Here is a 23067-nt window from a genome sequence, read left to right on the forward strand (position 1 = left end):
TGCACGGATCGGGAGGCGGGTCCGGTTCAGCCGATGCCGGTGGTCCGGAACCGGGCACGGTAGTCGCTCGGCGTCACACCGAGCCCGCGCGCGAAGGCGCGTCGCAACGTCTCGGCGGACCCGAAGCCCGACCGCCGCGCCACGACGTCGAGGGGGTCGGTCGTGGTTTCCAGCTGCTGCTGGGCGAACTCCAGCCGCACCTGCTCGACGAACCGCGCGGGCGTGCGGCCCAGCTCCTCGCGGAACAGGCGCGTCAGGTGCCGCGTGCTGACCCCGGCGCGGGCGGCCAGGTCGTCGAGGGTGTGCGGCGCCGACGGGTCGGCCGCGACGGCGTCGAGCACGGCCCGCAGCACCTCGGTGCGCGGACGGCCGGTCTCCAGCCGGACGCTGAACTGCGACTGCCCGCCCGGGCGCTGCAGGAAGACGACCAGGTGCTTGGCCACCAGCCGGGCCACCTCGGCGCCGAGGTCGGCCTCGACCAGCGCGAGCGCCAGGTCGATGCCGGAGGTGACGCCGGCCGAGGTGATCACCGGGCCGTCCTGGACGAAGATCGCGTCGCCGTCCACCGTGACCCGCGGGAAGCGGCGGGCGAGCTGGTCGGTGAGGTCCCAGTGCGTGGTGGCTCGCCGGCCGTCGAGGACGCCGGCGGCGGCCAGCGCGAACGCGCCCGCGCACACCGACGCCGTCCGGTCCGCGCCGTCGGCCAGCCGCCGGATCTGCGCGACGAGCTCGGTGTCGGCGATCGTGCGGACCCATTCGGGGCCGCCGGGCACCAGCACGGTCGCCCCGCGCGGGTCCGCGGCGGCGAGGTCGAGGTCGGCGCCCAGCCGCGTCCCGGTGTTGGCACGGACGTCGGCGCCGCCGGGCGAAGCCGTCTTCAGCTCGTAGCGCCCGCCGTGCTCGTTGGCTTCGGCGAAGACCTCCAGCGGCCCCGAGACGTCCAGCAGCCGGACGCCGTCGTAGAGCACGACGAGCACGGGACGGCGGCGCACGTCAGCCCTGGCCGGACCAGCCGCTCAGCCGGGTCAGCAGGCGCTCCAGCACCTCCGGGTCCGCCGCCACCGGGTCGCCGGAGACGGGCTCGTCGACCAGGGTCCGGCGGTCCTGCCGCCGCGGCAGGCGCACCTGCTTGGCGTTCATCCCGCCGGGCAGCTCGAGCTCGCACCAGGTGGTGCGGGCCCCGCCCACGCCGGGCGTGACGCCGACGCGCTCGCCGGGGCCGGCGACCTTCGGCTCGGGCAGCCCGGGCACGTCGTCGTCGACCTCGACCACCAGCACGTCGGCGCGCAGCCGCAGCCGCAGCGTGACGAACGCGGGTGACCGCGGGTCACCGGCGTCGATCACGGTCTCGACCAGCCGTCTCGCGGTGGCGGTCACGTGCTCCAGCATCGGCAGCAGGGACCAGTCGGTGAGAATCAGGCGGACGAACAGTTCCGTGACCGGCAACGCGCTGGGTTGCGCGACCAGCCGGATATCGTCCATCTGGGAGGTGTGCGCGCTCAAACCTGACCTTCCTCGCCCAGGTCGACTGTCCGGGTCCCGGCATCTTGCCACCCGGCCTCCGGCGGCACGGTACCGGCCGGGTGAGCGCGGCGGCGCCGGGGCCCCGGACGCAGTCGTCGAAGGCGGGGAATCGCGCGCCGAACGGTCGCCGGGCGCCCGCGGCGCCCGGCTGCCACCCCTCAGACGTGCGCGGGAACCCACAGGTCGTCGATGGTCTTCTCCGCGGTCGCCCGGCTCGCGTCCGCGAGCGGGATGAGCTCCGCCATCGCCGGGTTGACGTGGGCCAGCGTCAGCTCGGCGGTGATGAACCGCGGCTCGAGGCCGGTCAGCGAAAGGCCGTGCGGGAGCCACTGCTCGGCGTGGTCCCAGCCTTCGCGGGGCGTGCCCTCGCCGTAGCCGCCGCCGCGGGAGGCCAGCACGATGAACTCGCGGCCGCCGAGGAGGCCGGTCTGCGTCTCGTGGTCGACCGAAAGCCCGGGCGCGATGAGGTGGTCGACCCACGTCTTGACGCTGCTCGGCGCGCCGAAGTTGTAGAGCGGCAGGCCCAGCAGCACCGTGTCGGCCGCCTTGATCTCGTCGACCAGCTCGCGGGTCCGCGCCCAGGCCGCCGCCTGCTCGGGCGTGTGCTGCTCGGGCGGCACCATGCCGGCCAGCCCGCTCGCCGCGTCGATGTGGGGCAGCGGGTTCGCGCCCAGGTCGCGGTAGGTGACCGTGCCGTCCGGGTGCGCGGCGCGCCACGCGGCCGCGGCCCGCGCGGTGAGCGCGCGGCTCACCGAGCGCTCGCCCTGGATGCTCGAGTCGATGTGGAGGAGGTGCGCCATGTCGTTAGCCGCCCATAGATCGTTGGTGTTGGACAAACCATTAATAGCACACCGACTGTTGAGGTGCCCATATACTGGGCTCATGTCCTCGCTGCCGGTCGTCAACCAGCCGCCCCACCGGTGTGGTGCGCTGCTCGGCCAGCTGACGCGCCGGTTGCAGACGCGCAGCGAGTCGGTGCTCACCCCGCTCGGGCTGCGGCCGCGGCACCTGATCGCCCTGACGGTCCTGCGCGACCTGGGCGGCAGCTCCCAGCAGGACCTGGCGAAGATCCTGGAGATGGACGGCACGAACGTCGTCGGGCTGCTCAACGACCTCGAGGCCGAAAACCTGATCGAACGCCGCCGCTCCCCCGCCGACCGGCGCCGGCACGTCGTCGAGCTCACCGACGTCGGCGTCAAGCTGCTGGTCCGGGCGGAGTTCGCGCTCGCCGCGGTCGAGGACGAGGTGTTCAGCGGGCTCAGCGACGAGCAGCGCGAGTCCCTCTACGAACTGCTCCGCCAGGCGACGAGCAAGACGGAGACCGAAGCCTGCCGGGAAGCCCTGCCGCCGACCTGCTGAGCGTCAGCCGCCGGCGATGTCCCGGGCCAGCTGCCGCGCTTCGGGCAGCGTGAACTTCCCGGTGATCTGCGTTTCCCCGCCGGTGATGGCGGACTGCACGGCCGGCGCGGTCAGGACGCGGCTCTTCAGCACCACCGCGACCTGCTTGCCGACGTTCTGCCCGGTCCACTCGGCCCAGGTCCGCGCGCCCTTCGCGGTGAAGCTGAGGTTGATGACCGAGCTGCCGGTCCGCGGATCGAGGGCGGCGTCCACGCGGCTCACGTCCGCACCGCTGAGGAACCCCGGCCCGAGGATGTACTTCGTGCCTTGCGCGCGGTCGCAGCTGATCAGCGGCAACGCGGGATCGTCGCGGCCGTCCAGGGGGTCGGGCTTGCCTTGGGCGCAGTCGAACGCCTGCGCCGCGGCCTGCTGCGTGGCCGGGTCGGTGCTCTGCCGGTCGCTCGCCGAGCCGGTCGCCGGCCCCGGCGGCAGTTCGGCCAGGACGGGCCGGAACCGCAGCTGTGTACCGTCCTTGACGATGAACCCGGTGGGCTCGGCGTGGCCCGCCACCTCGGCCTGGCACCCGGTGACGAGCACGGCGACGGCCGCGAGCAGGAGGATCCGCACGCCGCCCATTCTGGCGTGCCGGGCTACCCGGCCGCCAGGATCGCTTCGAGTCCCGAGGCCTGGGTGCGCCAGTCCGTCACGTTCGGCGTCGTCCCGGTCCAGCGCTGGCCGATCCGGTTCAGCGCGTCGCGGTCGTTCGCCCACAGCGCGTCCGCCTGCCTTTGGGTGAACGCGCGGTAGGTCGCCGACCCCGTCGCCGTGGCGAGGTCGCCGAAGTAGCGCAGGAAGATGCCCTTGAACTGCTTCTGGTTGTCGTCGCAGGAACCCGTGCCGGTGTCGCAGGATTCGACGAGCACGCCGCCGGACGTCAGCCGGGCCATCGCCGCGTCCGCGAGCCGCTTCGCCGCGTCCAAATAGGACTGGACGCCGGTGGCGCGCCACAGCTCCAGCAGCCCGCCGATGCCGAGTCCCTGGTTGTACGTCCACACCGTCTGGCCGTTGTTCGCGCACGACGAAGTCAGCCCGTCGTTCACCAGTCCCGAAGAGTTGATCAGCCCGCTCCTCAGGTACCAGTCGCCCGCGGTGCGCGCCCGCCGGCCCCAGACGGTGTCGCCGGTGAGCCGGTTGTGCAGGGACGCGGTCAGCCGCAGGTACAACCCCGCCGTGACGGCGTTCTTGTACGTCCGCTCGCGGTTCCACCACACCCCGCCGCCGCAGCTGCCGGTGTCCCAGAACCCGTGGACGTAGTTCGCGATCGCCGTCGCCTCGGTGAGGTAGCGCGGGTCGTGCGTGCGGTCGTAGACGGCGACCCAGGCCAGGCCCCACCACGCGCTGTCGTCGATCGCCCGGCTGACGAAGTCGCCCTCGATCGCGTCGGAACTCCTTGCCCCGGCGGGGAAAGCAGCCCGGTTGACGTCGAACGTCCGGGCCAGCGCGGAGTCGAACCCGCCCGCGTCGGCGACCGCCGTCACCGCGACCGCCGAGTTCCACCAGCTCGACGGCCACCACGCGGTGTACGGCTCGTAGGACCACATCAGCGCGTCGAGCGCGCCGGCCGCGCGGGTCGTCGCCGGGCGTGCCCAGGCCGTGCAGCTCCCTTGTGCGTGCGCGGCTTCGCGGCCGCACGCGCGCACCGCGCCGCCGTAGAGGCGGCCACGGGGATCGCGCGTCGCGAACGCCGTCGTGTGCGTGGAAGTCGCGCCCGCGGCGACGCTCGTGCGGCCGAGCGACGAGCCGTCCGGCCAGCTCGCGCCTCCGTCCCACGAGCGGTCGAGCCAGATCTCGTCGCCGGCACCGCCTGCTTCGATCCCGGCCCACGCCATGCCGCGACCGTCGAAGTGGAGCCGGATCGTGCGGCCGAAGAGCGTCGTCGGAGCGACCGGCTGGCTGTCCCCGGCGGCGGGAGCGCTGCGGTCGCAGGCGGCGTCGCAGACGTCCGGGTAGATCCACGCGGTGCAGCCGACACCTTGCGCGTCCCCGCACGCCCGGACCCAGCCGCGGCGGTGGTGCGCCGGATCGGTGAGGTTGTACATGAGCGTGCGGGTGCCGGTCCACGAACCCGGGATGCTCGCCTTGCCCAGCAAGCCGTCCCAGGTCGCGCCCGCGTCCCACGAGCGGTCGAGCCAGACGGCGTCGCCGGCGACGCCGTTGTCGATGCTCGCCCACGCCATGCCGTCGGGGTCGGAGGCGTGCAGGCGCAGGACGCGGCCGTTGATCACCTTGTCGGGCAGGGGAACGCTCTCCCGCGCGGCCCGCGACGGGTCGAGCGGGTCGCACGACGTCACGCACACCGCCGTGGCCGCTTCGGCGGGGATCGGGGTCAGGGAACCGAACACGAGCAGCAGCACGAGCAATGTCCGCATCGACATCCCTCTCCACGCACCGGGGTTCACTCCAGCATAGGAAGCCGGGGCGCGGTCGGTGAAGGTTTCCGCCCGGTTCTGGCTCGTTCCGGACAAACATTCTCCGTGCGGAAAATGAGTGGTGCGGCCGGACCGGACGGAGTTGGCTGGCCGCCGTGGCCGAACTGCGGGGGAACTGCGAAGACCGGTTCAGCAAGGTGCGTGCGGTCCTGGCGGCCTCGCTCGACTCCGACGACGTCGGCGCGTCGGCCGCCGTCTTCGTGGACGGCGAGCCGGTGGTCGACCTGTGGGGCGGGTACGTCGACCCCGGCCGCACGAAGGCCTGGGACCGCGACACGATCACCACCGTCTGGTCCACCACCAAGACGATGACCGCGTTGTGCGCGCTGGTCCTCGCCGACCGCGGCGAGCTGGACCTCGACGCGCCGGTCGCCGCGTACTGGCCCGAGTTCGCCGCCGCAGGCAAGGAAAACACGCTCGTCCGCCATCTGCTCGGGCACACCGCTGGCTTGCCGGACTTCACCGGCCCGATCGCGGTCGAGGACCTTTTCGACTGGCCGGCCGTGACCGCGCGGCTGGCCGCGCAGGCGCCGGCGTGGGAGCCCGGGACGGCGGGCGGGTACCACTCGGTCACGTTCGGGTTCCTGGTGGGCGAAGTCGTCCGCCGCGTCACCGGGTGCACCCTCGGCACGTTCTTCGCCGAGGAGGTGGCCGGCCCGCTGGGTGCCGACTTCCACATCGGGCTCGCCGCCGAACACGACCACCGCGTGGCGCCGCTGATCCCCGACCCCCAGGGCGACAAGCCGCCGGGTTTCCTGGTCGGCGTCTCGGACTCGTACTCCGAGGCCTGGCGGCGCGCGGAAGTGCCCGCCATCAACGGGTACGGCAACGCCCGCTCGGTCGCCGCGGTGCAGTCGGCACTCGTCGGCGGCGGGTTGCTGTCGGCGGCCGGCGCCGAGCGGGTCTTCGAAGAGCAGTTCCACGGCGAGGACCGCGTCCTCGGCGCGCAGATGCGCTATGGGCTGGGCTACCGGCTCGAGGGCCGCACGTGCTCGTGGGGCGGGTGGGGCGGCTCGGTGGTCCTCGTCGACGCGGAGAACCGCCTGGTGGTGGCGTACGTGATGAACCAGGTCCTCTGGGACGGCGGGTACGACCGCGGCCTCGGCGTGGTCATGGCCGCCTACGACGGGATCACGGGCTAGGCGGCGGGAACAGGCGCGGCAGGAAGGCGAGCATCAGCGCCGACCACACCACGTGCGTCAGCAGCGGTGCCTGCACCCCGCCCGACCGGCCGCGCTGCACGGTGAACAGCGTCCCCATCACCGCGGAAGCCAGCACCAGCGCGGGATTGCGCGTCGCCGTCGTCGAAAGGACGTACAGCGCCGTCGCTTCCCGGGGGCCGAACGCGTCGTGGAGCGCGCCGCGGAAGAAGAGCTCCTCGGCCGCTCCGGTCACCAGCGCGGACGCCACCACCGACGGCGTCGAACCGCGGTGGGCGTGGTCGAGCACGCCCGCGATGGCGCGGCGCAGCGGCGCGATGCGGCGGGCCACCAGCGCGCAGCCGTAGAACACGCCGAACGCGCCCGCCCCGGCCAGGACCGGCTGGACGACGTCCCGGCGGCCCCGCGGCACCCGCCCGGCGCCGGCGAACCACGTCGCCGCGACCGACGCCGTCAGGACGTGGAACCGCTTCGAACCCGGCCCGCTGGCCAGCGACGCGCCGAGCAACCCCGAGCCCGTGATCAGCACCCCGGCGAGGAAAGCCTTCTTCACGCGGACCGCCGGCTCTTCGCCCGCTCGCCCAGGGCCTGCAGCACGGCTTCGTCGTAGCCCATCGGCTCGAACTCGACGATCCGGCGGATCGCGTCGTCGCGGACGACGACCTCGTTCGTCATCGAGTCGATCAGCGCCCGCCCGGTCGTCACGTCGATGTCGGTGACCAGGGAAAGCCAGTACGACGACAGCCTCGGCGACAGCAGCGGCACCGGCACGATCACCAGCGGCCGCCCCTCGATCGCCGCGACCCGCTGCAGCATGTCGCGGTAGGCCAGCACCTCGGGACCGCCGATCTCGAACGTCCGGCCCTCGGCCTCCGGGTGGTCGAGCACGCCGGACAGGTAGCGGACGACGTCGGCGATCGCGATCGGCTGGGTGCGCGTGCCGACCCAGCGCGGCGTGACCATCGCCGGGAGGTGCTCGACGAGCTGGCGGGTCAGCTCCCACGACGTCCCGCCGTGCCCGATGACGATCCCGGCGCGCAGCACGGTCACCGGCACGCCGGTCTCCCCCAGCAGCCGCTCGACCTCGCGGCGGCTGGCCAGGTGCTCGGAGAGCGCATCGTCGTCGTCCCCCAGGCCGCCGAGGTAGACGATCCGGCGCAGGCCCGCGTCCGCCGCCGCCCGGGCGAACGCGCGGGCCGCGTCGGCGTCCCGGCGCTTGAAGTCCGTGCTGTCGAGCGAGTGCACGAGGTAGTAGGCGGCTTCGGCGCCCTTGAGCGCGTCGCGCAGGGAGCCGACGTCGGCGACGTCGCCGCGCACGGGCGTCCCGGCTCCGCGGTACTTCGCGGGGTGGCGCGTCATCGCGAGGACGTCGTGGCCCGCGCCTTCCAGCGCCGGGCACAACCGGCGGCCGACGAACCCCGAAGCCCCGGCCACCAGCACGCGCATACCGGCGACGTTAGCCGGGACCAACCCGGCCCGCAGATCACCCGCGGCGGACTCGCCCGGCGAAGCAGACGGCGGCGACCACGCCCGCGCAGCCGACGAGCTGCAGCACGCTCGGCGTCTCCCCCAGCAGGCCGATGCCCAGGAGCACCGCGCCGACGGGCTGCAGCAGCATCAGCGTCGCGCCGGTGGTGGCGGTCATCCGGGGCAGCGCGGCGGAGATGAGGATCCACCCGATCAGCTGGCCGACGACGGCGAGCGCGACCAGCCAGCCGAACGTCTCCGCGCGCGGGCCCAGGTCGAGCGTGCCGGTCGGGACGCCGAGCACGACGGCGACGGCACCGGCCGAGAACGTCGCCAGCACCAGGGACTGCGCTTGCGCGCCGTTGCCGCCGCTGAGCCGGATCAGGAAGAGGTAGACCGCGTACCCGGCGCCGGCGAGCAGCGCGAACACCGCGCCGGTGACCGGGTCCGGGCCGAACGAGCCGCTCCCGGCGAACCCGCCGGCCAGCACGACGCCGCCGAGCAGCACGGGCACGGCGAAGAGGAACTGCTTCGCCGGCCGCTCCCGCAGGAACGCGAACGCCAGCAGCGGCACGATGACCACCTGGACGGCGAGCAGGACGGTCGCGATGCCGGCGCCGACCCGCGGGATCGCCTCGCCCCACAGCACGAAGTCCAGGCCGAGCCCGACGCCGGCCAGCAGCGGGAGGAGCACGCGGGGCGCCGGGCCCGACTTGTGCCGTTCCCGCGCGGCGAGCGCGAGCAGCACCGGCAGGGCCAGCAGGCAGCGCCAGAACGCGCTCGTGCTGCCGCTGGCGTGCGAGACCTTGATGAAGACCGACGACAGCGAGATGCAGAAGCTGCCGAGCGCGGCGAGCAGGCGGGGGTCGAAGCGCTCGGTGAAGGGCGTGGCGGTGGTCGTCGGGCGGGGCGCGGTCGTGGTCACGCCTCCAGCGTGCGGGTCGCAACTGTCAACAACAAGCGAATGTTTCTGCGTGGAATTCGGTAGGATCACTACCGTGTTCGGACTCGAGCGGATGCGCGCGCTGCACGCCGTCGCCACCCAGGGCTCGGTCGCCGCGGCGGCCGCGTCCCTGCACGTCACGCCGTCGGGGGTGTCGCAGCAGCTGGCGAAGCTGGAACGGGAAGCGGGGCAGCCGCTGCTGGAGCCGCGCGGCCGGGGCGTCCGGCTGACGAAGGCGGGTCAGGTGCTGGCTACGCACGCCGAGCGGATCCTGGCGCAGGTAGCCGAGGCGAAGTCGGACCTGGAGCTGCTGCGCGAGGACGTCATCGGGCCGCTGCGGATCGGCGCGATCCCGACGACGGTGCACGCGCTGCTCCCGCCCGCGCTGGCGACGCTCGCGGCGCAGCACCCGCGGCTGGCGGTGACGCTGCACGAAGGCGAGGCGGAGCAGACGATGCCCCGCGTGCTGGCCGGCGACCTCGACGTGGCCGTGCTGGAGAGCTGGGAGGACCGGCCGACGGTGCTGCCGCCGGCGACGACGCGGATCGCGCTGTTCTCCGACGTCGCGGACCTCGCCCTGCCCGCCGGTCACCGGCTGGCGCACCGCAAGACGGTCGATCTGTCCGAAGTGGACGACCTGCCGTGGATCGGCTGGAGCCTGGGGTCCGGTTGTTACGAGTGGCTGGTGCAGGTGCTGCGCAAGCAGCGTCTGGAGCCGCGGATCAGCTGCACGGTGGGTGGTTACCCGACGCAGCTGGCGCTGGTGGCGGGCAACGTCGGCGCGGCGCTGGTCCCGCGGCTGGCCCGGGAGCGGCTGCCCGAGGGCGTCCGCATCCTGGCGACCCGGCCGGCGCTGACCCGCACGATCTACGCGATCTGCCGGGCGGGCGAAGAGGACCGCGGGGCGGTGCGCGCGTGCCTGGACGCGCTCAAAGCTGCCTCGGCGCGCTTCGAGAGCGCGGGCCGGCCGGCCGGCTGAGCCGGTCCACCATTTCCGTGACCAGCTCGCCCGGCCGCCGCTGGTGCACCAGGAAGATGTCCCGCGCAGGCCGCGCGTCGGCGACGTCGCGGACCTCGACCCGCGACGGTTCCGCCCGATCGAGCACGCTCTCCGGCACGAACGCGATCCCCAACCCGGCCTCGACCAGCGCCAGGATCACCTGGTAGTCCCGGGTTTCGTAGGTGACGCCGAGCGTGACGCCGGCCGCGTCGGCGAGCTGGTCGAGGCACGCGCGGTTGGGCACGCCGGGGCTGCCCGAGATCCAGTCTTCGCCGGTCAGCGCCTCCAGCGTGAGCCGGCGGGCGCGGGCTTTCGGGTGGTCCGGGGGCAGGATCAGCCGGAACCGTTCCGCCCGCAGCAGCGACCGGATCAGCCCGCGCGCGCCGGGCAGCGGCGCGCCCGGGTAGCGGTGGGTGATCAGCAGGTCCAGCTCGCGCGAGCGGATCAGGTCGTAGCCGTCGGGCGGCTCGAGGTCCAGCAGCCGCAGCGCGACGGCCGGGTGGGCCCGGCGGAACCCGGCGAGCGCCGCCGGCACGAGCGCCGTGCCGGCGCTCGCGAACGTGCCGACGGCGAGCCGCGCCGGCTCCGCGCGGACCACGGCTTCCGCGCCGCGCAGTTCGCCGGCGATCGTCTCCGCGTGGACCAGCAGCGCTTCCCCTACCGGTGTGAGCGTGACGCCGCGCGCGTGGCGGTGCAGCACGGACGCGCCGACGTCGCGTTCGAGTTTCGCCAGCTGCTGCGAGACGGCGGACGGCGTGAAAGCGAGTTTTTGAGCCGCCGCGGCGATCGAGCCGGCGTGGGCGACTTCGGCGAGCAGGGCGAGGCGGCGAGCGTCGAGCACGGAACCTCCAGCCGTAAGCGTTGCTAACGCCAGCCTAGGAGGCGTCGCTGGTGCTTAGGACGGTCCGCGCGCATGCTGAAGACGTGATCAGTACTTCGGATGTCGAGCAGGCCGCCGCGCGGATCGAGGGCCGGGTCCGCCGGACGCCCGTGTTCGCCGACGACGACGTGTGGTTCAAGCTCGAGCAGCTCCAGCACACCGGGTCGTTCAAGGCCCGGGGCGCGTTCAACCGGATCATCGCCGCGGGCCCGCTTTCGGCGGCCGGCGTCGTGGCCGCGTCGGGCGGCAACGCCGGGCTCGCCGTCGCGCACGCCGCCCGCGAGTTCGGCGTGACCGCACGGGTCTACGTCCCGGTGAACGCACCGGCGGTCAAGGTGGCGAAGCTGCGGCAACTGGGCGCGGCGGTCGAGCTGGTCGGCGAGAAGTACGCGGACGCCTACGACGCGGCGGTGAAGGACGCGGCGGACCGCGGCGCGCTCTTCTGCCACGCCTACGACCAGCCGGAGATCTGCGCCGGCCAGGGCACGGCCGGCCTCGAGCTGCTGGAGCAGACGGGCGGCGTCGACACGATCCTGGTCGCGGTGGGCGGTGGCGGGCTGCTGGCCGGCATCGCGGCGGCGGTCGAAGGCCGGGCGCGAGTGGTCGGCGTCGAACCGCGCACGGCCCCGACGTTGCACGCGGCCCTGGCGGCGGGCGAGCCGGTCGGGGTCGACGTGTCCGGTGTCGCCGCGGACTCCCTGGGCGCGTCCCGGCTCGGCGACATCGCGTTCGCGGTCGCCACCCGCACGGAGGTGGGCTCGGTGCTCGTGGACGACTCGGCGATCCTCGCGGCCCGGACGGCGCTGTGGGACCGCTACCGGCTGGCGGTCGAGCCAGGCGGGGCGACGGCGTTCGCGGCGCTGCTGGACGGCGCCTACCGGCCGTCGCCGGGAGAGCGCGTCGCGGTCCTGCTGTGCGGCGCGAACACCGACCCGGCGACGCTCACTTCCCCGACAGCCGCGCCACCAGCGGCGCGAACTCCTCGATGAAGGCGCTGTTGACGCTGACGTAGGAGACGCCGAGCTCGTCGCGCCGCCGTTCGAGCTCGGCGGCCATGTCGTCCACGCTGCCGCGGATCATGCTGAGCGAGTCGTGTTCGATGAGCGTCTCGGCGTCGACGCCGATGAAACCCCGTATCCACGGCGGCACCTGCTCGCCGACGACGAAGATGTTGAGCGCGAGTTCGATGTCCCGCTCCCCGGCGGCGGCGCGGATTTCTTCGACGTAGCCGCCCATCTCCTCGCGGGTGGTCAGCACACCGCCGGCCAGGGTGACGATGTCGGCTTTCGCCCCGGCGAGCCGCCGCGCCTTAGGCCCGCCGGCGGCGACCATGACGGGGGTGTGCACGTCCCCGTCGAGGCGTCGGACATGGTCGATGGTCTCGGAGATCGAGTCGAGCCGGTCCTGGCCCGAGCCGTAGGGCAGGCCGAGCTCGTCCGCCTGCTGCCGCATGGTGGGCAGCCCGGTGCCGAGCCCGAGTTCGAAGCGCCCGCCGGTGACGACGGTCAGGCTGTGCGACTCCCACGCGGCGGCCCGGGCGGTCCGCAGCGGGCTGGCGAGGACGAAGGAGCCGACCCGGAGCTCGGTGGTGACGGCCGCGGCGGCCGCGAGCGCGGCGGTGGGCGTGGGGAGGTTGAGGTTGTCGGGGCAGAGGAGGGTCGAGTAGCCGAGCTCTTCGGCCCGCCGCGCGGTCTGCAGCCACTTCGGACCGCCCTCGCTCGCGGCCGCGACCACGCCGAACCGGAACGCCTTCTTGTCCATCGGACCACCCCCGGGTTGGTTGTGGTTCGATCAAACCACCGCGGCGCCCGGCCGTGCCACCACGGTCGTCTCGGTGGGAGCCGGGTGCGGCGCGGCCGCGGGAAGTCGGGCATGCGGAGGGGCCGTCCGGTCCGCGAGTGGCTGGGCCACTCGGCAACACCACCATCAGGAGGGCAGGCTTGGTTGGCCGGACGCCTCCGGGGAACCCGGCCGCGGCGACGATAGTGGCGGCGCCGACGGCTGCGGCAGCAGCGCATGTGGCAGCGACGCCGGCAGCGGGCGACGCAGCTACGGCGGAAGCGGCACGCAATGGCAGCAGCGGTGGCGGGCGGTGGCTGTGGCGGTCGTGGCGGCGGCGACAGCGAAGGTGGCGGCGGCTGCGGGCGCCGCCGGTAGCGGCGGCGGTGCGGCAGCTGCAACAGCCGCCGACGACAGCGATGGCGGCGGTGCAGCAGCCGCAACAGCCGCCGACGACAGCGATGGCAGAGCTGGCGGCTGCCGCTGCGGGCGCCGACGGCAGCGGTGGCCGTGGCGGCAGTGGCAGCAGCAGCACCGACGACAACAGCGATGGCGGCAGCAGCGGGCGCCGACGGCAGCAGCGGAGGCTGTGGCGGTAGCGGTATCAACGGGCAGCAACGGCAGCGGCGGCAGTGGCAGCGGCAGCGGCAGCGACGGTGCAGCGGCGGCGGTGCGTTGCCGACTACGTGGAAGCCGTTCTGTGGCCCAGTTTGAGCGCAGGGCCCATGGCTATCCGCTTCCAGAACCTTCAGCGACAACCAGCAGCCGCGAGCTTACGTGGATGTAGGCCCGTAACCGTCTGGCTGCGGGCCTATCCCATGTTCGGTTGTCACGCTGCGAAGGGCAGCGGGTCATGCAGGTTGTTGCGCCTGGGTTTTCGTTCCTTGTCGAGGAACGCTGGTGGCAGGAACTCCGGTAAGCCATCAGCGGCGATGCGGACCTCCCAACCCGAGCGATGCAACAGCCTGTGGTGATGCGCGCACATCAACACCAGATTGTGCAGGTCTGTTCGGCCGCCTTCGGACCAGTGCTGAATGTGATGCCCCTGGCAATGCCTCGGCGGGCGGTGACAGCCGGGGAACGCGCAACCCCGGTCACGCAGGTACAGCGCCCGGCGCAGGCCCGCGGAGATCAGGCGACGGAGGCGACCCAAGTTCAACGGCTCGCTTTTCTCGCCCAGCACCGCGGGGATGATCATGGCATCGCACGCGTGGATCCGAGCTTCCGCCGCGGACATGGCGCCGGTGTCGCCAAGGGTGGCCTCGCCAACGCCGGACTTCAAGTCATTGAGGTGCACTGCGACCATCACGTGGGCTCGCTCGCCGGCCTGCATCGGCAGGGCGGGAGAGTTGAGCGCCAGATCGATCGCGTCGGAGAAGGCATCGCCGTAGCGTTCCAGCGGCGATCGCAGGTCGGCGCCTTCGCCGGTGCTGGTGCGGCGTTCGGCCAACGCGTCCAGCAGAGCACTGGCTCGGGTACCCGTCTCATCGTCGAAACGGCCGTGCAACTCCCACACCCCGGTTCTTCTGCGGCGCAACGACAGTTCCCGGCTCGGAGTAACCGGCTCAGTGGAGTCGGGTTCCGGGCCGTCGGGATCCAGGTGCGCCACGATCCGCGCCCCCAGGGCGGCGACCTGCTTGTGACCTGCATCCTCGGCCAACCCCAGCAGGTGCTGTTCGGCGTCCTCGCGGTGCGAGGCTGGGATCTGGGTCAGGGCGCCGACGATCGTGTCGATCATCGGGTCGCTCAGCCGACCCTCCGCAGCGGCAGCGGCAGTCAAAGGAGCGACCGCGGGAGCGCTGTCCAGGTGATGGCCGGGATGGAGGGCGCGGGCTCGTTTGACCATCGTCTCCGCCGCGGACTTCGGAATGTCGGCCAGGTGCTCAAGCAACCGCGCGACAGACCGGTAGCCGAACAACTCCATCACGCCACGGGACTCGATCTCCACCAGCAACGCACCGATCGAAGCCTCAGCTGAACGCACCACGGTGAGCAGCGCGCAGATGCGATCGGCCAGCACCGTCGCATCCGTCTTCCACACCGCTTCCGTTGCCATACAACAAGGTTAGCCGAACTCGAACGCATGATCACCACACGACCGGGTGGAGAAATCGGCCCTCCCGATCAGGAAGCGCCGATTTCCCGCACCCGAACGGAAACCTCAGCCGCGCTGGTACTCCTCCCAAGTGACCTTGGGAACCGAAGGACCGTCGTCCGCGCCGCGGCCGGCGAGACCGTTCATGCCCAGGTAGTAGTCACCGGTCTGGTGCTGGGCCCCCGACGAAAGGTCCGGGTCGGAGATGGCCATCGCGTGGATGTGGTAGGCGAAACCCTGGTCCGGGGTGCGGAGCCAAGCCGCGAACCCGACCTTCCGCAACGCCTTCAGCAGGGTGGTCCGGCTCGTCGACGACAGGCTGGACACCGAGATGTCCATCGCGCCGCCGCCGTCGTGCGTGCCGGCCGAAGCGTCGACGCCGCCGGGGTTGTACGAACCCTGGGTCAGGCTGACCGACGAGCCGAAGATCCCCTCGGCCGCGACGAGCATCGCCTTCGTGCGGGTGTTGAGCGTGACGCCGTGGTACGTCACGTGGCTGCCCGCCGAAACCGGGTTCGTCACCGTGTACCGGCCCTCGCCCAGCTTCTCCAGGGACGTCTTGCCCGGCAGCCCGGACGCGTCGATCCCGGTGTAGCCCAGCGACTTCTGGTACTGCGAATACGCGGTGATCGTGGTGGTGCCGAAGTAGCCGTCGACGTAGGTCGCGGCCAGCAGCCCCTTCGCCTGCAACGCCTGCTCGACGAGCAGGACGCTGTCGTGCGCGCCCGGCGTCTGGGTGTCGTCGGCGCGGCGCGGGTCGATCTGGGCCGCCTTCAGCACGGCCTCCATGTTCGCGGTGGGCAGCGCCGTCGTGGCCGCCGGCTCGGCCTGAGCCGGTGCGGCCACGGCGAACGCCGCTGCGGTGAATGCCGTCAGCACGGCGGCCTTCGTGAACATCCCTGTCCTCCACTGGTCGGAATCGGTACGGCCACGAGGATCACGCCACCGGATACAAGGGACGTACAAAAGCGGCATTCGCCTCGGTGTGCACGAGGTGTAATCCCAGCCACAACCGATCCGGTACTCACTGGTCCAGGCGTGTTTCTTCTCGTCACGCAGAGTTGTCTCCGGCCAGCCCTGGACGTTGCCGTGTTCCTTTCGTAACCTGTTCGAGATCTCGCGGCCCCCGGTCGTCGATGAGACGGCGACGCGAGATCGCCGCCGATACCCCTCGCGGGTACCGGACCCCACCGTGTGCTCTTCCTGTTGCGGTCGAGCGCGCGCCGGACACGGGCGAGGCCCCCGACTCGCCCCGGTGCCCGACGGCGGCCGATCAGCAAAGGAGACCCGCGCGAGAATGCGTTCGCATCCCGTCAAGCGCGTGGTGTCAGGTGCGCTCGCCGCAGCCTCGGTGATCACTGTCGTCACCATGGCCCAGCCGCCGGCCACCGCCGCCCCCATCCCCGTCCTCCAGGCCCCGCCCACCGGGTCCGACGCCCTGGCGAAGTACCGCGACCTCTCGGCGCAGGCCGAGAAGCTCAACGAGGACCTGCTCAAGGCGAAGGACGACCTGACCGCCAAGCAGGGCGAGCTCGACAAGGCCAACGCCGACGTCACCGCGGCCAAGGACGCCGGTGCGCAGGCAGTCGAGGCCAAGCAGAAGTACCAGACGCAGGTCGACAAGTTCGCCGGCGCGTCGTTCACCAGCGGCGTCCAGCTGAACAAGCTGTCGGCGCTGCTCGCCGGCACGTCGACGCAGGACTTCCTGGACCGCTCGGCGGCCCTCGAGGTCATCGCGACCGACAAGAACGCCGCGATGGACAACCTCAGCGGCGCGGCCGAGAAGGCCACCGCCGCCGAGAAGGCGGCGACGGACGCGGCCAAGCGAGCGCAGGACGCCCGGGACGCCGCGGCCAAGCTCGCGTCGGACATCGAAGGCAAGAAGAAGAACCTGCAGGCCCAGATCGACCAGATCGAGGCCCAGAGCAAGACGCTCAGCACCGCCGACAAGGCCGCCCAGAAGGACACCGGCGGCAAGGCTCCGACCGTCAAGGCGGCCTCCGCGGCCGCGCAGAAGGCGGTCGACGCGGCGCTGAGCAAGCTCGGCAGCGCCTACGTCTACGGCGCCACCGGGCCGAGCACGTTCGACTGCTCGGGCCTGATGCAGTGGGCCTACAAGCAGGCCGGGATCACGCTGCCGCGCACGTCGTCGGCGCAGGCGGGCTTCGGCACGTCCGTGCCGCGCGACCAGCTGCAGCCGGGCGACCTGGTCGCGTACTACTCCCCCGTGTCCCACATCGGGATGTACATCGGCGACGGCAAGATGGTGCACGCCCCGACCAGCGGCGACGTCGTCAAGATCTCGCCGCTGCTGAGCCAGTACGCGGGCGCCACGCGGCCCACGGCGTGACGGCGGCCCCGTTCCGCGAGGTGTAGAAATCGCGGAACGGGGCACCTTCCGCGCATGGTCGACAACTACGACACCGCGACGGTCGAGGCCGTCGGCAAAGTGACCGAAGCGCTCGAGACGATCGAGCGGGCGCGCGGGCACCTCTACTCGTTCCACCAGCTGACCGGCAGCGCGGACCTGGCCCTCGGCGAAGCCGTCGAGAAGCTCGAGAAGGCCGGCCATTCGGATTGGGCGCGCCGGATCACCGAGGAGCTGATCGGGCTCAACGTGTTACCCGATCGGTGGACGTTCCAGATCGTCGAGGAGTACGACGACGGCTACTACAAGACGTGCCGCGACTTCGAGCGGACGTTGCTCGAGTCGTTGACGGACGGCCGCCGCCACCTGCACGAACAGCAGATGAAGGACGACCGCCGCACCCACGGCAGGCCGGGCCACGAGGCAGGCGCGCCGTCGAAGCCCCCGGCCGGCTCGTGAGCGGCGATTGTCGGGCCCCTGCGCTACAGTCGGATCCAGGCGAACAGATGTTCGATTGGAGGATGTCGTGACCGATCAGGTGGAACCGAACCCGGAGAAGGACCCGAGCGACTGGACGACCGGTGATGAGCCGATGACCGGGCCGCAGAAGTCTTATCTGCAGACCTTGGCGCAGGAGGCCGGGGAGGAAGTGCCGGACGGGCTGACGAAGGCTGAGGCCTCGGCGCGGATCGACGAGCTGCAGCGCGCCACTGGGCGGGGTACCTGACGAGGTCCGGGTGGGCCGGGTTGGCGGTGTTGGGCACGGGAGGCGGGCTGGGTAGCCGGCGGTGCCGGATCGCCGGGGGCAGCGGGTGGGCAGGCGGTCTGCCCCGGCTGGTGTAGTTCCGCCCGCTAGTTCCGCCCGCGCGGTCGGCAGTCGTGCGGTTCGTGCTCGGGCGGCCGGTGGTCCGGACGGTTTTCGAGGTCCGGTCCGCGCGGGCGCACGCGCGCGGCTCGTACTCCGACGGCCGATGATCCGGACCGTTCCGAGATCCAGTCCGTGCGGGCGCACGCGCGCGGCTCGTACTCCGACGGCCGATGATCCGGACCGTTCCGAGATCCAGTCCGTGCGGGCGCATACGCGCGTTCGCGCTCGGCGCCCGGCAGTTCGCTCGGTTGCTGCGATTCCGTCCGCGGGCAGCTGCTTGCCGCCGATTTTGTGCCTCTCGCCACGGCATGTCCCCTTCCCGCCCGGGTAACCGCCATCGAGGTGCCCCACTCCCCGAAGGAGGCGTCCCCGTGTACCTGACCGTCTTGCTCGTGGCCTTGGCCGGACTCCTCGTGCTCGGCGCGACCGCCGTCCACGAACTGCGGAAGCCCTATCCGCTCACCGCGAAGCGCACCTTTGTCGTGGCCTGGGTGGTCGGCGCCGGTGGGCTCGCCTGGTGGGCCGTCTCGCCGGGAGCCGCGCCGCTCGTGGTTGTCGTTGTGGGGCTCGGCTTTCTCGTCGCCACGCTGAACCGCGGGCCCGAACGGCCCGCCTACCCGCGCGCCACCCCCTACCAGCCGCCTCGGTGAGTGGTTGGCCGCGCGGTGTGGCGGGTACCAGCCGGGAATGTCCCGACCGAACGAACAACCCGAGATCGCGCGGCCCGGCACTCCGGACCCCGGCCGAGCGGACGACAACCTTTACGAGCCCGGCGAAGGCGATCCGCCCGACAGTGCCGAAGAAGCGCGCGGTGCCGGGCAGAAAGTGATCGGCGAACTCCGGGAACGCCGCGAAAACTGAGTCACGCCGCCACGGGCAGGGCGGCGGCGCCCGTCACGCGGAGGAGGAACTCCGCGTTGGAGCCCGTCTTGCGGAGCTGGTCGAGCAGCTGCTCGATCGCGTGCGGGCCCTGCAGCGCGCGGCGCACCTCGCGCATCGCGGCCAGTTCACCCGGGGTGACCAGGAGTTCCTCGCGGCGGGTGCCGGAACCCGGGATGTCGACCGCCGGGAAGATGCGGCGCTCCGCCGTCTTGCGGTCGAGCTTCAGCTCCGCGTTGCCCGTGCTCTTCAGCTCCTCGAAGAACACCGTGTCGGCCAGCGAACCGGTCTCCACCAGCGCCGACGCGACGATCGTGAGCGAACCGCCGCCTTCGAGGTTGCGGGCCGCGCCGAGGATGCGTTTCATCGGCTGCACCGCGGCCGCGTCGACGCCGCCGGACAGCGTGCGCCCCGACGGGCGGGCCGAAAGGTTGTACGCGCGACCGAGGCGAGTCAGCGAGTCGAGGAGCAGCACGACGTCTTCGCCGCGCTCAACCAGGCGTTTCGCGCGCTCGACGGCGAGTTCCGCCACCGCGACGTGTTCGGCGGGCGGACGGTCGAAAGTGGACGCGATCACCTCGCCGCGCACGGTCCGGCGCAGCTCGGTGACCTCCTCCGGCCGCTCGTCGGCGAGCAGCACCATCAGCCGGCATTCCGGGTGGTTGACCGAGATGCCGTGACCGATGTCACGCAGCACGGTCGTCTTCCCGGCCTTCGGCGGCGAAACGACCAGCGCGCGCTGCCCCTTGCCGAGAGGTGTGACGAGGTCGAGGACGCGCGGCAGCAGGCGCGCCGGAGTGGTTTCGAGCAGCAGGCGCTCGTCCGGGTGCACCGGCACCAGGTCGGTGAAGTGGGGGCGCGGTTCCGCCGGGTCGGCGCCGTTGACGCTGGTGATTTCCTCGCCGGCGCCGGTGATTTCGTCTCCCGGGCGCAGCTTGTGCTTGCGGACGAGGGAAAGCGGCAGTGCGACGTCGTCCGGAGCCGGCCGGTAGCCGGTGCGGACGAACGGGGTTTTTCCCGATGTGTCAAGGATTCCGTGAAAGGACATGGGTGTCTCCTGATGAGGTGGCCGGCCCGCGCGGACGGCGGAGCCGGGTACGAAGGAAGAAGGCCGAAGAGCCTGGATCCGAGAAGCTTCCTCCGGGCGGCCGAGGGGCCGGCATCCGTGAGGAGCACCTTCACGTTAGCGCGACGTCACGGAAAGCACAACGGGTAAGACCCCGTCGCGGTGGGTAGCTCTGAAGAGAAGCCCGGAAACGGGGGAACCCGCGGCTGACGATGGGAGCGGATCGTGTATCGACATACCCCGGAAGCTGGCATCGATATGGGCGAGAGCACTGACGCCGACCAAACCGGGACCACGCCCCCGGCGCGCCCGAGCGCCGGCGCCGTGGTCACCTCGACGTTCGAAGAACTGGCGCCCGCCCTGCCGAACGAGATGGCCGGCTTGCGCCGCAAGCTGACCCACTGGCTGAGCGAGTTGCCGCTCGACCCGGGCAGCACGCACGACATCACGCTGGCGACGTACGAGGCGCTGGCGAACGTGGCGGCCCACGCGTACCCGGACGGCCGCGGCTGGGCCCGCCTCGAGGCAGCGCGCACGGGCGACACGGTGACGGTGACCGTGACGGACACCGGCTGCGGCATCCCGGCAACGCGCCCCCACCAGCCGGGGCTGCGCACCTCGGGCGGCCGGGGCCTGGTGCTGATCGACAAGGTGACGGACCAGTCCGACATCGAGTCGGGGGACCACGGAACAACGGTCCGCATGACCTGGCGCCCGGCGGCGCTCAGGCACGAGAACCCGGCCTGAGCCTGCGAGGGATTGCGCCGGCACCCAAAAACACTGGGGACGCGGCCGAGGCGAGCACAGGCAGGGGTGCGCGAGAGCCGACAACCGCAGCCGCGAACGGACTTTGCGCCGTTTCGCCCACAGGACCTGTGTGTTCGAAGCCCGGACCCGCTTCGCGGGCCGGGCTTCGCGCGCGAGGGCAGGTTTGTGGGAGGCCGGCCCGGCTTGCCGGCGGGGGCGGAGTTGTGGCCCTGGGATGGGGGCGGCCTGGCCGGGGCGGCCGGTGCCGCCGACGCTGCGCCAGGTGGGCAGGTCGAACTGCTTGCCGGACACCTGCGGGCCGGCCGCGTTGAAGCGCGGCGCGTCGAGAACCAAGGCCGGCAAAAGCGGCCCATTCAGCTGCGGCTGCGGGCATTGGAGGCCAGCTCCGGCCCGGCGCGCACCACCACGAAGGTGGAACCGCGCCGCGAATCCGCACTGCCGGTCGACCGTCACCCCAGGCACGTGGTCGGGGTAGCCGGCCGCGAGCCACGCGCCGCAACTGGAAAGGCTCGGCCCACAAGGAGTTGCGCTGGGAGCGCGGCCTACAAAGCGCAGATCGCCGCGATGGCCGGCCTCGGCTGCCGGTACCTGCAGCTCGACGACACCAGCCTCGCCTAGCCCGCTTCACGAACACCGCTCAACCCAACGCGGCTTCAGCCGGGCTCATCCGCTCCCCCAACCTCGCCCCGGCCCCCCGGAAGTGCTTTACCTCACAACCCCTCAAGCCGCCCCGGCCAGCCGCACCAAGCGGCCCCGCGGGTACGACACCAGCTCCCTCTCCTCATCCGTGGTGAAGATCTCGACGGAGTCCCCCAGCAACTCCGCCGAGGTCACCTGCAGCTGCCACGCGGGCAGGCCCGGCGCCGGCTCGTGCCAGAACCACTGGCCCTTGGTCAGCTGGTCCGCCGGGACCGTCGCGTCGTCCGTGTTCATGCTCATGAGGCTAGCCGTCACCACCGACAGTTTTCGCAGCGCCTCAGCCGTGGGCCGCGTTGATCGTGATCGTCAGCACCTGCGGGTCGCCCGCGAAGACCGCTCCGCTGAAGTCCGGGCCCGGGCTCACGTCGTCGTACGGGAACGCGTACCCCCGGTTGTCCGGCAGTTTCGAGTGGACGATCCGCGCGTAGTGGTTCGTTGCGTCGCCCCCGTAGAAGCGAGAAGGGTCCTCGTCCGTCGGCTGGTTCGGGTTGTCCAGCAACGTCGTGCGGTTCAACGCCGCCGCCAGGCGGGGGACGATCGCCTTGCGCGCGTCGCTCGCGCCCGCCGCCAGGGCGAACGGGCCGCTGTCGCAGCTCCACACGTCCGCCGTCGACGGCTTCGCGAACGATTCCGACCCGAACACCAGCTGGTCGCCCGAAACGCGGCCGGTGAACTTCCCCAGGCCCGGGTTCTGCGAGTCGACGACCAGGTCGGTGCCCGCGTACTTCTGCCACACCTGGTCGATGTAACCGTCGAGGTAGCCGCCGAACTGCGCCGCGTGGTGGTGCGGTGACAGCACGCGCAAGGTGCCGCCGCCGCCCGTCTGCACCAGGCCCGCCCACTCACCGCCCAACGAGGAGAGCGACGAAGCGATCTGGTCCAGCGCGCCCGCCGGGAGTCCGTTGACCGTCGCCGTGCCGGACCCCGAAGCCAGTGACAGGCCCATCGGGATGCCCACGAAGTCGACGTAGCTGATGTTCGCGAACAGCTGCGTGTCGTTGAACGTGAACTCGCTGAACGACCAGTTCTTGCCGTAGTTCGGGTCGCCGGAGTTCAGGAAGCTCGGGTGCACCAGGTTCGGCCCCGGGTCGAGGAAGAAGTCCAGCTTCGCGTCCGTCACGACGTAGATGCGCGCCCCGCCCATCTTCGGCACCGACACCTGCGCTCCCGAGGCCATCGGGATGGCGCAGTCCTCCGGCAGCGGGGTCGTCGGGGCCGACGGCGACGCCGGGTAGTACGGCGTTCCGTCCGCGCGCAGCAGCACGAGCCGGCCGTCCGGGGACGTGCCGGTCACGTACGCGTACACGGTTCCGGAGCCGGAATCGTTCACCAGCTTCAGGCCGAACGTGTCCGGCGTCGCGGCGGACGCGGCCCGCGCGAGAGGTACCGCGGTGGCGAGCGTCGCGGCCGTGAGACCGAGGAACGAGCGACGGGAGATCATGGTGTCCTCCACGGTGAGGAGACGGCGGAGTCCAGAAAGGACATCCGAGGGCGGTTCGCAGGATTCGTTGTGGACGCCAACAAACTATGACCACGATTTCGTTACCTGGCAACCCTTCGAAAGAAGGTCCAGACCACCGCCGCACCCGGCGCGCGTTTCCCCGGAGCGGGAAATTCCAAACCGGACTCCGCCGGGACTGCCCGCGGGTACCGCGTACCGGGTACTTCCGGGCACATCCCTTGACGCCACCGCGGACCGGCGGCGAAAGTGGACGGCCTCGCAGGTCGTGGACGACCGGATTCC

The 23067-nt window shown here is 72.0% G+C and carries 25 protein-coding genes; 10 read left to right on the plus strand and 15 right to left on the minus strand.

The annotated features are described in order from the left end of the window. Positions 1-26: 26 nt before the first annotated feature. The 3 genes from ABFJ78_RS38020 to ABFJ78_RS38030 all read right to left on the minus strand — a co-directional run bounded on the left by ABFJ78_RS38020 (position 27) and on the right by ABFJ78_RS38030 (position 2324). Positions 27-992 carry a GlxA family transcriptional regulator gene (locus ABFJ78_RS38020; protein WP_436392274.1) on the minus strand — a complete coding sequence of 322 codons (966 nt, stop codon included), beginning with the start codon at positions 990-992 and terminating at the stop codon, positions 27-29. 1 nt (position 993) lies between these two features. Next, entirely contained in the window at positions 994-1503 is a 510-nt protein-coding gene (locus ABFJ78_RS38025; protein ID WP_436392275.1) for an ATP-binding protein, read from the minus strand. A gap of 179 nt (positions 1504-1682) precedes the next feature. After that, positions 1683-2324, minus strand: a complete 642-nt coding sequence (locus ABFJ78_RS38030; protein WP_436392276.1) for an FMN-dependent NADH-azoreductase — start codon at positions 2322-2324, stop codon at positions 1683-1685. 82 nt (positions 2325-2406) lie between these two features. Between ABFJ78_RS38030 and ABFJ78_RS38035 the strand changes: the two genes are divergently transcribed. After that, positions 2407-2883 (plus strand): MarR family winged helix-turn-helix transcriptional regulator, encoded by a 477-nt coding sequence (locus ABFJ78_RS38035; RefSeq protein WP_436392277.1) that lies wholly within the window; start codon positions 2407-2409, stop codon positions 2881-2883. 3 nt (positions 2884-2886) lie between these two features. On the opposite strand, the gene ABFJ78_RS38040 is transcribed toward ABFJ78_RS38035, so the two are convergent. Both ABFJ78_RS38040 and ABFJ78_RS38045 read right to left on the minus strand, forming a co-directional pair. Continuing rightward, entirely contained in the window at positions 2887-3489 is a 603-nt protein-coding gene (locus ABFJ78_RS38040) for a SecDF P1 head subdomain-containing protein (protein ID WP_436392278.1), read from the minus strand. Positions 3490-3512: 23 nt separating this feature from the next. After that, positions 3513-5291: a glycoside hydrolase family 76 protein gene (locus tag ABFJ78_RS38045; protein WP_436392279.1), complete on the minus strand. Its 1779-nt coding sequence runs from the start codon at positions 5289-5291 to the stop codon at positions 3513-3515. Between the two features lie 155 nt (positions 5292-5446). On the opposite strand from ABFJ78_RS38045, the gene ABFJ78_RS38050 reads away from it, so the two are divergent. Next, positions 5447-6493: a serine hydrolase domain-containing protein gene (locus ABFJ78_RS38050; protein ID WP_436392280.1), complete on the plus strand. Its 1047-nt coding sequence runs from the start codon at positions 5447-5449 to the stop codon at positions 6491-6493. On the opposite strand, the gene ABFJ78_RS38055 is transcribed toward ABFJ78_RS38050, so the two are convergent. The 3 genes from ABFJ78_RS38055 to ABFJ78_RS38065 are packed head-to-tail and all read right to left on the minus strand — an operon-like array spanning position 6483 to position 8903. Beyond that, on the minus strand, positions 6483-7064 hold the full coding sequence (locus tag ABFJ78_RS38055; protein ID WP_436392281.1) for a CPBP family glutamic-type intramembrane protease: 582 nt from the start codon (positions 7062-7064) through the stop codon (positions 6483-6485). The genes ABFJ78_RS38050 and ABFJ78_RS38055 overlap by 11 nt on opposite strands. Continuing rightward, positions 7061-7957 (minus strand): NAD(P)H-binding protein, encoded by an 897-nt coding sequence (locus ABFJ78_RS38060; RefSeq protein ID WP_436392282.1) that lies wholly within the window; start codon positions 7955-7957, stop codon positions 7061-7063. Before ABFJ78_RS38060 ends, ABFJ78_RS38055 begins: the two co-directional genes overlap by 4 nt. A gap of 37 nt (positions 7958-7994) precedes the next feature. Continuing rightward, on the minus strand, positions 7995-8903 hold the full coding sequence (locus ABFJ78_RS38065; RefSeq protein ID WP_436392283.1) for a DMT family transporter: 909 nt from the start codon (positions 8901-8903) through the stop codon (positions 7995-7997). A 73-nt stretch (positions 8904-8976) separates the two neighbouring features. Between ABFJ78_RS38065 and ABFJ78_RS38070 the strand changes: the two genes are divergently transcribed. Beyond that, a complete protein-coding gene (locus ABFJ78_RS38070; protein WP_436392284.1) occupies positions 8977-9900 on the plus strand; it encodes a LysR family transcriptional regulator in 924 nt (307 codons plus the stop codon). Here the strand turns inward: ABFJ78_RS38070 and ABFJ78_RS38075 are convergent. Next, on the minus strand, positions 9851-10762 hold the full coding sequence (locus ABFJ78_RS38075) for a LysR substrate-binding domain-containing protein (protein ID WP_436392285.1): 912 nt from the start codon (positions 10760-10762) through the stop codon (positions 9851-9853). The two genes, ABFJ78_RS38070 and ABFJ78_RS38075, sit on opposite strands and share 50 nt — an antisense overlap. A gap of 83 nt (positions 10763-10845) precedes the next feature. Between ABFJ78_RS38075 and ABFJ78_RS38080 the strand changes: the two genes are divergently transcribed. Beyond that, a complete protein-coding gene (locus ABFJ78_RS38080; RefSeq protein WP_436392286.1) occupies positions 10846-11790 on the plus strand; it encodes a threonine/serine dehydratase in 945 nt (314 codons plus the stop codon). Here ABFJ78_RS38080 and ABFJ78_RS38085 read toward each other — a convergent pair. From ABFJ78_RS38085 to ABFJ78_RS38095, 3 genes are all read right to left on the minus strand, one after another. After that, positions 11744-12562, minus strand: coding sequence for an LLM class flavin-dependent oxidoreductase (locus tag ABFJ78_RS38085; RefSeq protein ID WP_436392287.1), 819 nt, complete (start codon positions 12560-12562; stop codon positions 11744-11746). The genes ABFJ78_RS38080 and ABFJ78_RS38085 overlap by 47 nt on opposite strands. A gap of 847 nt (positions 12563-13409) precedes the next feature. Next, on the minus strand, positions 13410-14636 hold the full coding sequence (locus tag ABFJ78_RS38090) for a DUF222 domain-containing protein (protein ID WP_436392288.1): 1227 nt from the start codon (positions 14634-14636) through the stop codon (positions 13410-13412). A gap of 105 nt (positions 14637-14741) precedes the next feature. Further along, positions 14742-15572, minus strand: coding sequence for a peptidoglycan-binding domain-containing protein (locus tag ABFJ78_RS38095; RefSeq protein WP_436392289.1), 831 nt, complete (start codon positions 15570-15572; stop codon positions 14742-14744). Positions 15573-15972: 400 nt separating this feature from the next. Here ABFJ78_RS38095 and ABFJ78_RS38100 point away from each other — a divergent pair, with 400 nt between their 5' ends. The 5 genes from ABFJ78_RS38100 to ABFJ78_RS38120 all read left to right on the plus strand — a co-directional run bounded on the left by ABFJ78_RS38100 (position 15973) and on the right by ABFJ78_RS38120 (position 18772). Then, positions 15973-17025, plus strand: a complete 1053-nt coding sequence (locus tag ABFJ78_RS38100) for a C40 family peptidase (RefSeq protein WP_436392290.1) — start codon at positions 15973-15975, stop codon at positions 17023-17025. A 54-nt stretch (positions 17026-17079) separates the two neighbouring features. Then, entirely contained in the window at positions 17080-17502 is a 423-nt protein-coding gene (locus ABFJ78_RS38105; RefSeq protein WP_436392292.1) for a hypothetical protein, read from the plus strand. A gap of 67 nt (positions 17503-17569) precedes the next feature. Further along, positions 17570-17770 carry a DUF3072 domain-containing protein gene (locus ABFJ78_RS38110; protein ID WP_436392293.1) on the plus strand — a complete coding sequence of 67 codons (201 nt, stop codon included), beginning with the start codon at positions 17570-17572 and terminating at the stop codon, positions 17768-17770. Between the two features lie 512 nt (positions 17771-18282). Further along, a complete protein-coding gene (locus tag ABFJ78_RS38115; protein ID WP_436392294.1) occupies positions 18283-18561 on the plus strand; it encodes a hypothetical protein in 279 nt (92 codons plus the stop codon). Between the two features lie 37 nt (positions 18562-18598). After that, positions 18599-18772 carry a hypothetical protein gene (locus tag ABFJ78_RS38120; RefSeq protein WP_436392295.1) on the plus strand — a complete coding sequence of 58 codons (174 nt, stop codon included), beginning with the start codon at positions 18599-18601 and terminating at the stop codon, positions 18770-18772. A gap of 1 nt (position 18773) precedes the next feature. On the opposite strand, the gene rho is transcribed toward ABFJ78_RS38120, so the two are convergent. Next, positions 18774-19838, minus strand: a complete 1065-nt coding sequence (gene rho, locus ABFJ78_RS38125) for a transcription termination factor Rho (protein WP_436392296.1) — start codon at positions 19836-19838, stop codon at positions 18774-18776. Positions 19839-20114: 276 nt separating this feature from the next. On the opposite strand from rho, the gene ABFJ78_RS38130 reads away from it, so the two are divergent. Further along, a complete protein-coding gene (locus tag ABFJ78_RS38130; protein ID WP_436392297.1) occupies positions 20115-20603 on the plus strand; it encodes an ATP-binding protein in 489 nt (162 codons plus the stop codon). A 741-nt stretch (positions 20604-21344) separates the two neighbouring features. Here ABFJ78_RS38130 and ABFJ78_RS38135 read toward each other — a convergent pair. Together ABFJ78_RS38135 and ABFJ78_RS38140 are read right to left on the minus strand one after the other, a co-directional pair. Continuing rightward, entirely contained in the window at positions 21345-21557 is a 213-nt protein-coding gene (locus ABFJ78_RS38135; RefSeq protein WP_372665748.1) for a hypothetical protein, read from the minus strand. Positions 21558-21600: 43 nt separating this feature from the next. After that, entirely contained in the window at positions 21601-22764 is a 1164-nt protein-coding gene (locus ABFJ78_RS38140; RefSeq protein ID WP_436392298.1) for a glycoside hydrolase family 64 protein, read from the minus strand. Positions 22765-23067 lie beyond the last annotated feature (303 nt).

The organism is Amycolatopsis sp. MEPSY49 (assembly GCF_051337345.1).
GTDB lineage: Bacteria > Actinomycetota > Actinomycetes > Mycobacteriales > Pseudonocardiaceae > Amycolatopsis.

Excerpts from the sequence above, each read along its gene's own strand:
- ABFJ78_RS38085 (WP_436392287.1), bottom strand. The coding sequence starts at position 12,562 with ATGGACAAGAAGGCGTTCCGGTTCGGCGTGGTCGCGGCCGCGAGCGAG.
- rho (WP_436392296.1), bottom strand. The coding sequence starts at position 19,838 with ATGTCCTTTCACGGAATCCTTGACACATCGGGAAAAACCCCGTTCGTC.
- ABFJ78_RS38030 (WP_436392276.1), bottom strand. The coding sequence starts at position 2,324 with ATGGCGCACCTCCTCCACATCGACTCGAGCATCCAGGGCGAGCGCTCG.
- ABFJ78_RS38120 (WP_436392295.1), top strand. The coding sequence starts at position 18,599 with ATGTCCCGACCGAACGAACAACCCGAGATCGCGCGGCCCGGCACTCCG.
- ABFJ78_RS38095 (WP_436392289.1), bottom strand. The coding sequence starts at position 15,572 with ATGTTCACGAAGGCCGCCGTGCTGACGGCATTCACCGCAGCGGCGTTC.
- ABFJ78_RS38140 (WP_436392298.1), bottom strand. The coding sequence starts at position 22,764 with ATGATCTCCCGTCGCTCGTTCCTCGGTCTCACGGCCGCGACGCTCGCC.
- ABFJ78_RS38045 (WP_436392279.1), bottom strand. The coding sequence starts at position 5,291 with ATGCGGACATTGCTCGTGCTGCTGCTCGTGTTCGGTTCCCTGACCCCG.
- ABFJ78_RS38035 (WP_436392277.1), top strand. The coding sequence starts at position 2,407 with ATGTCCTCGCTGCCGGTCGTCAACCAGCCGCCCCACCGGTGTGGTGCG.
- ABFJ78_RS38130 (WP_436392297.1), top strand. The coding sequence starts at position 20,115 with ATGGGCGAGAGCACTGACGCCGACCAAACCGGGACCACGCCCCCGGCG.
- ABFJ78_RS38105 (WP_436392292.1), top strand. The coding sequence starts at position 17,080 with ATGGTCGACAACTACGACACCGCGACGGTCGAGGCCGTCGGCAAAGTG.
- ABFJ78_RS38135 (WP_372665748.1), bottom strand. The coding sequence starts at position 21,557 with ATGAACACGGACGACGCGACGGTCCCGGCGGACCAGCTGACCAAGGGC.
- ABFJ78_RS38100 (WP_436392290.1), top strand. The coding sequence starts at position 15,973 with ATGCGTTCGCATCCCGTCAAGCGCGTGGTGTCAGGTGCGCTCGCCGCA.
- ABFJ78_RS38090 (WP_436392288.1), bottom strand. The coding sequence starts at position 14,636 with ATGGCAACGGAAGCGGTGTGGAAGACGGATGCGACGGTGCTGGCCGAT.
- ABFJ78_RS38060 (WP_436392282.1), bottom strand. The coding sequence starts at position 7,957 with ATGCGCGTGCTGGTGGCCGGGGCTTCGGGGTTCGTCGGCCGCCGGTTG.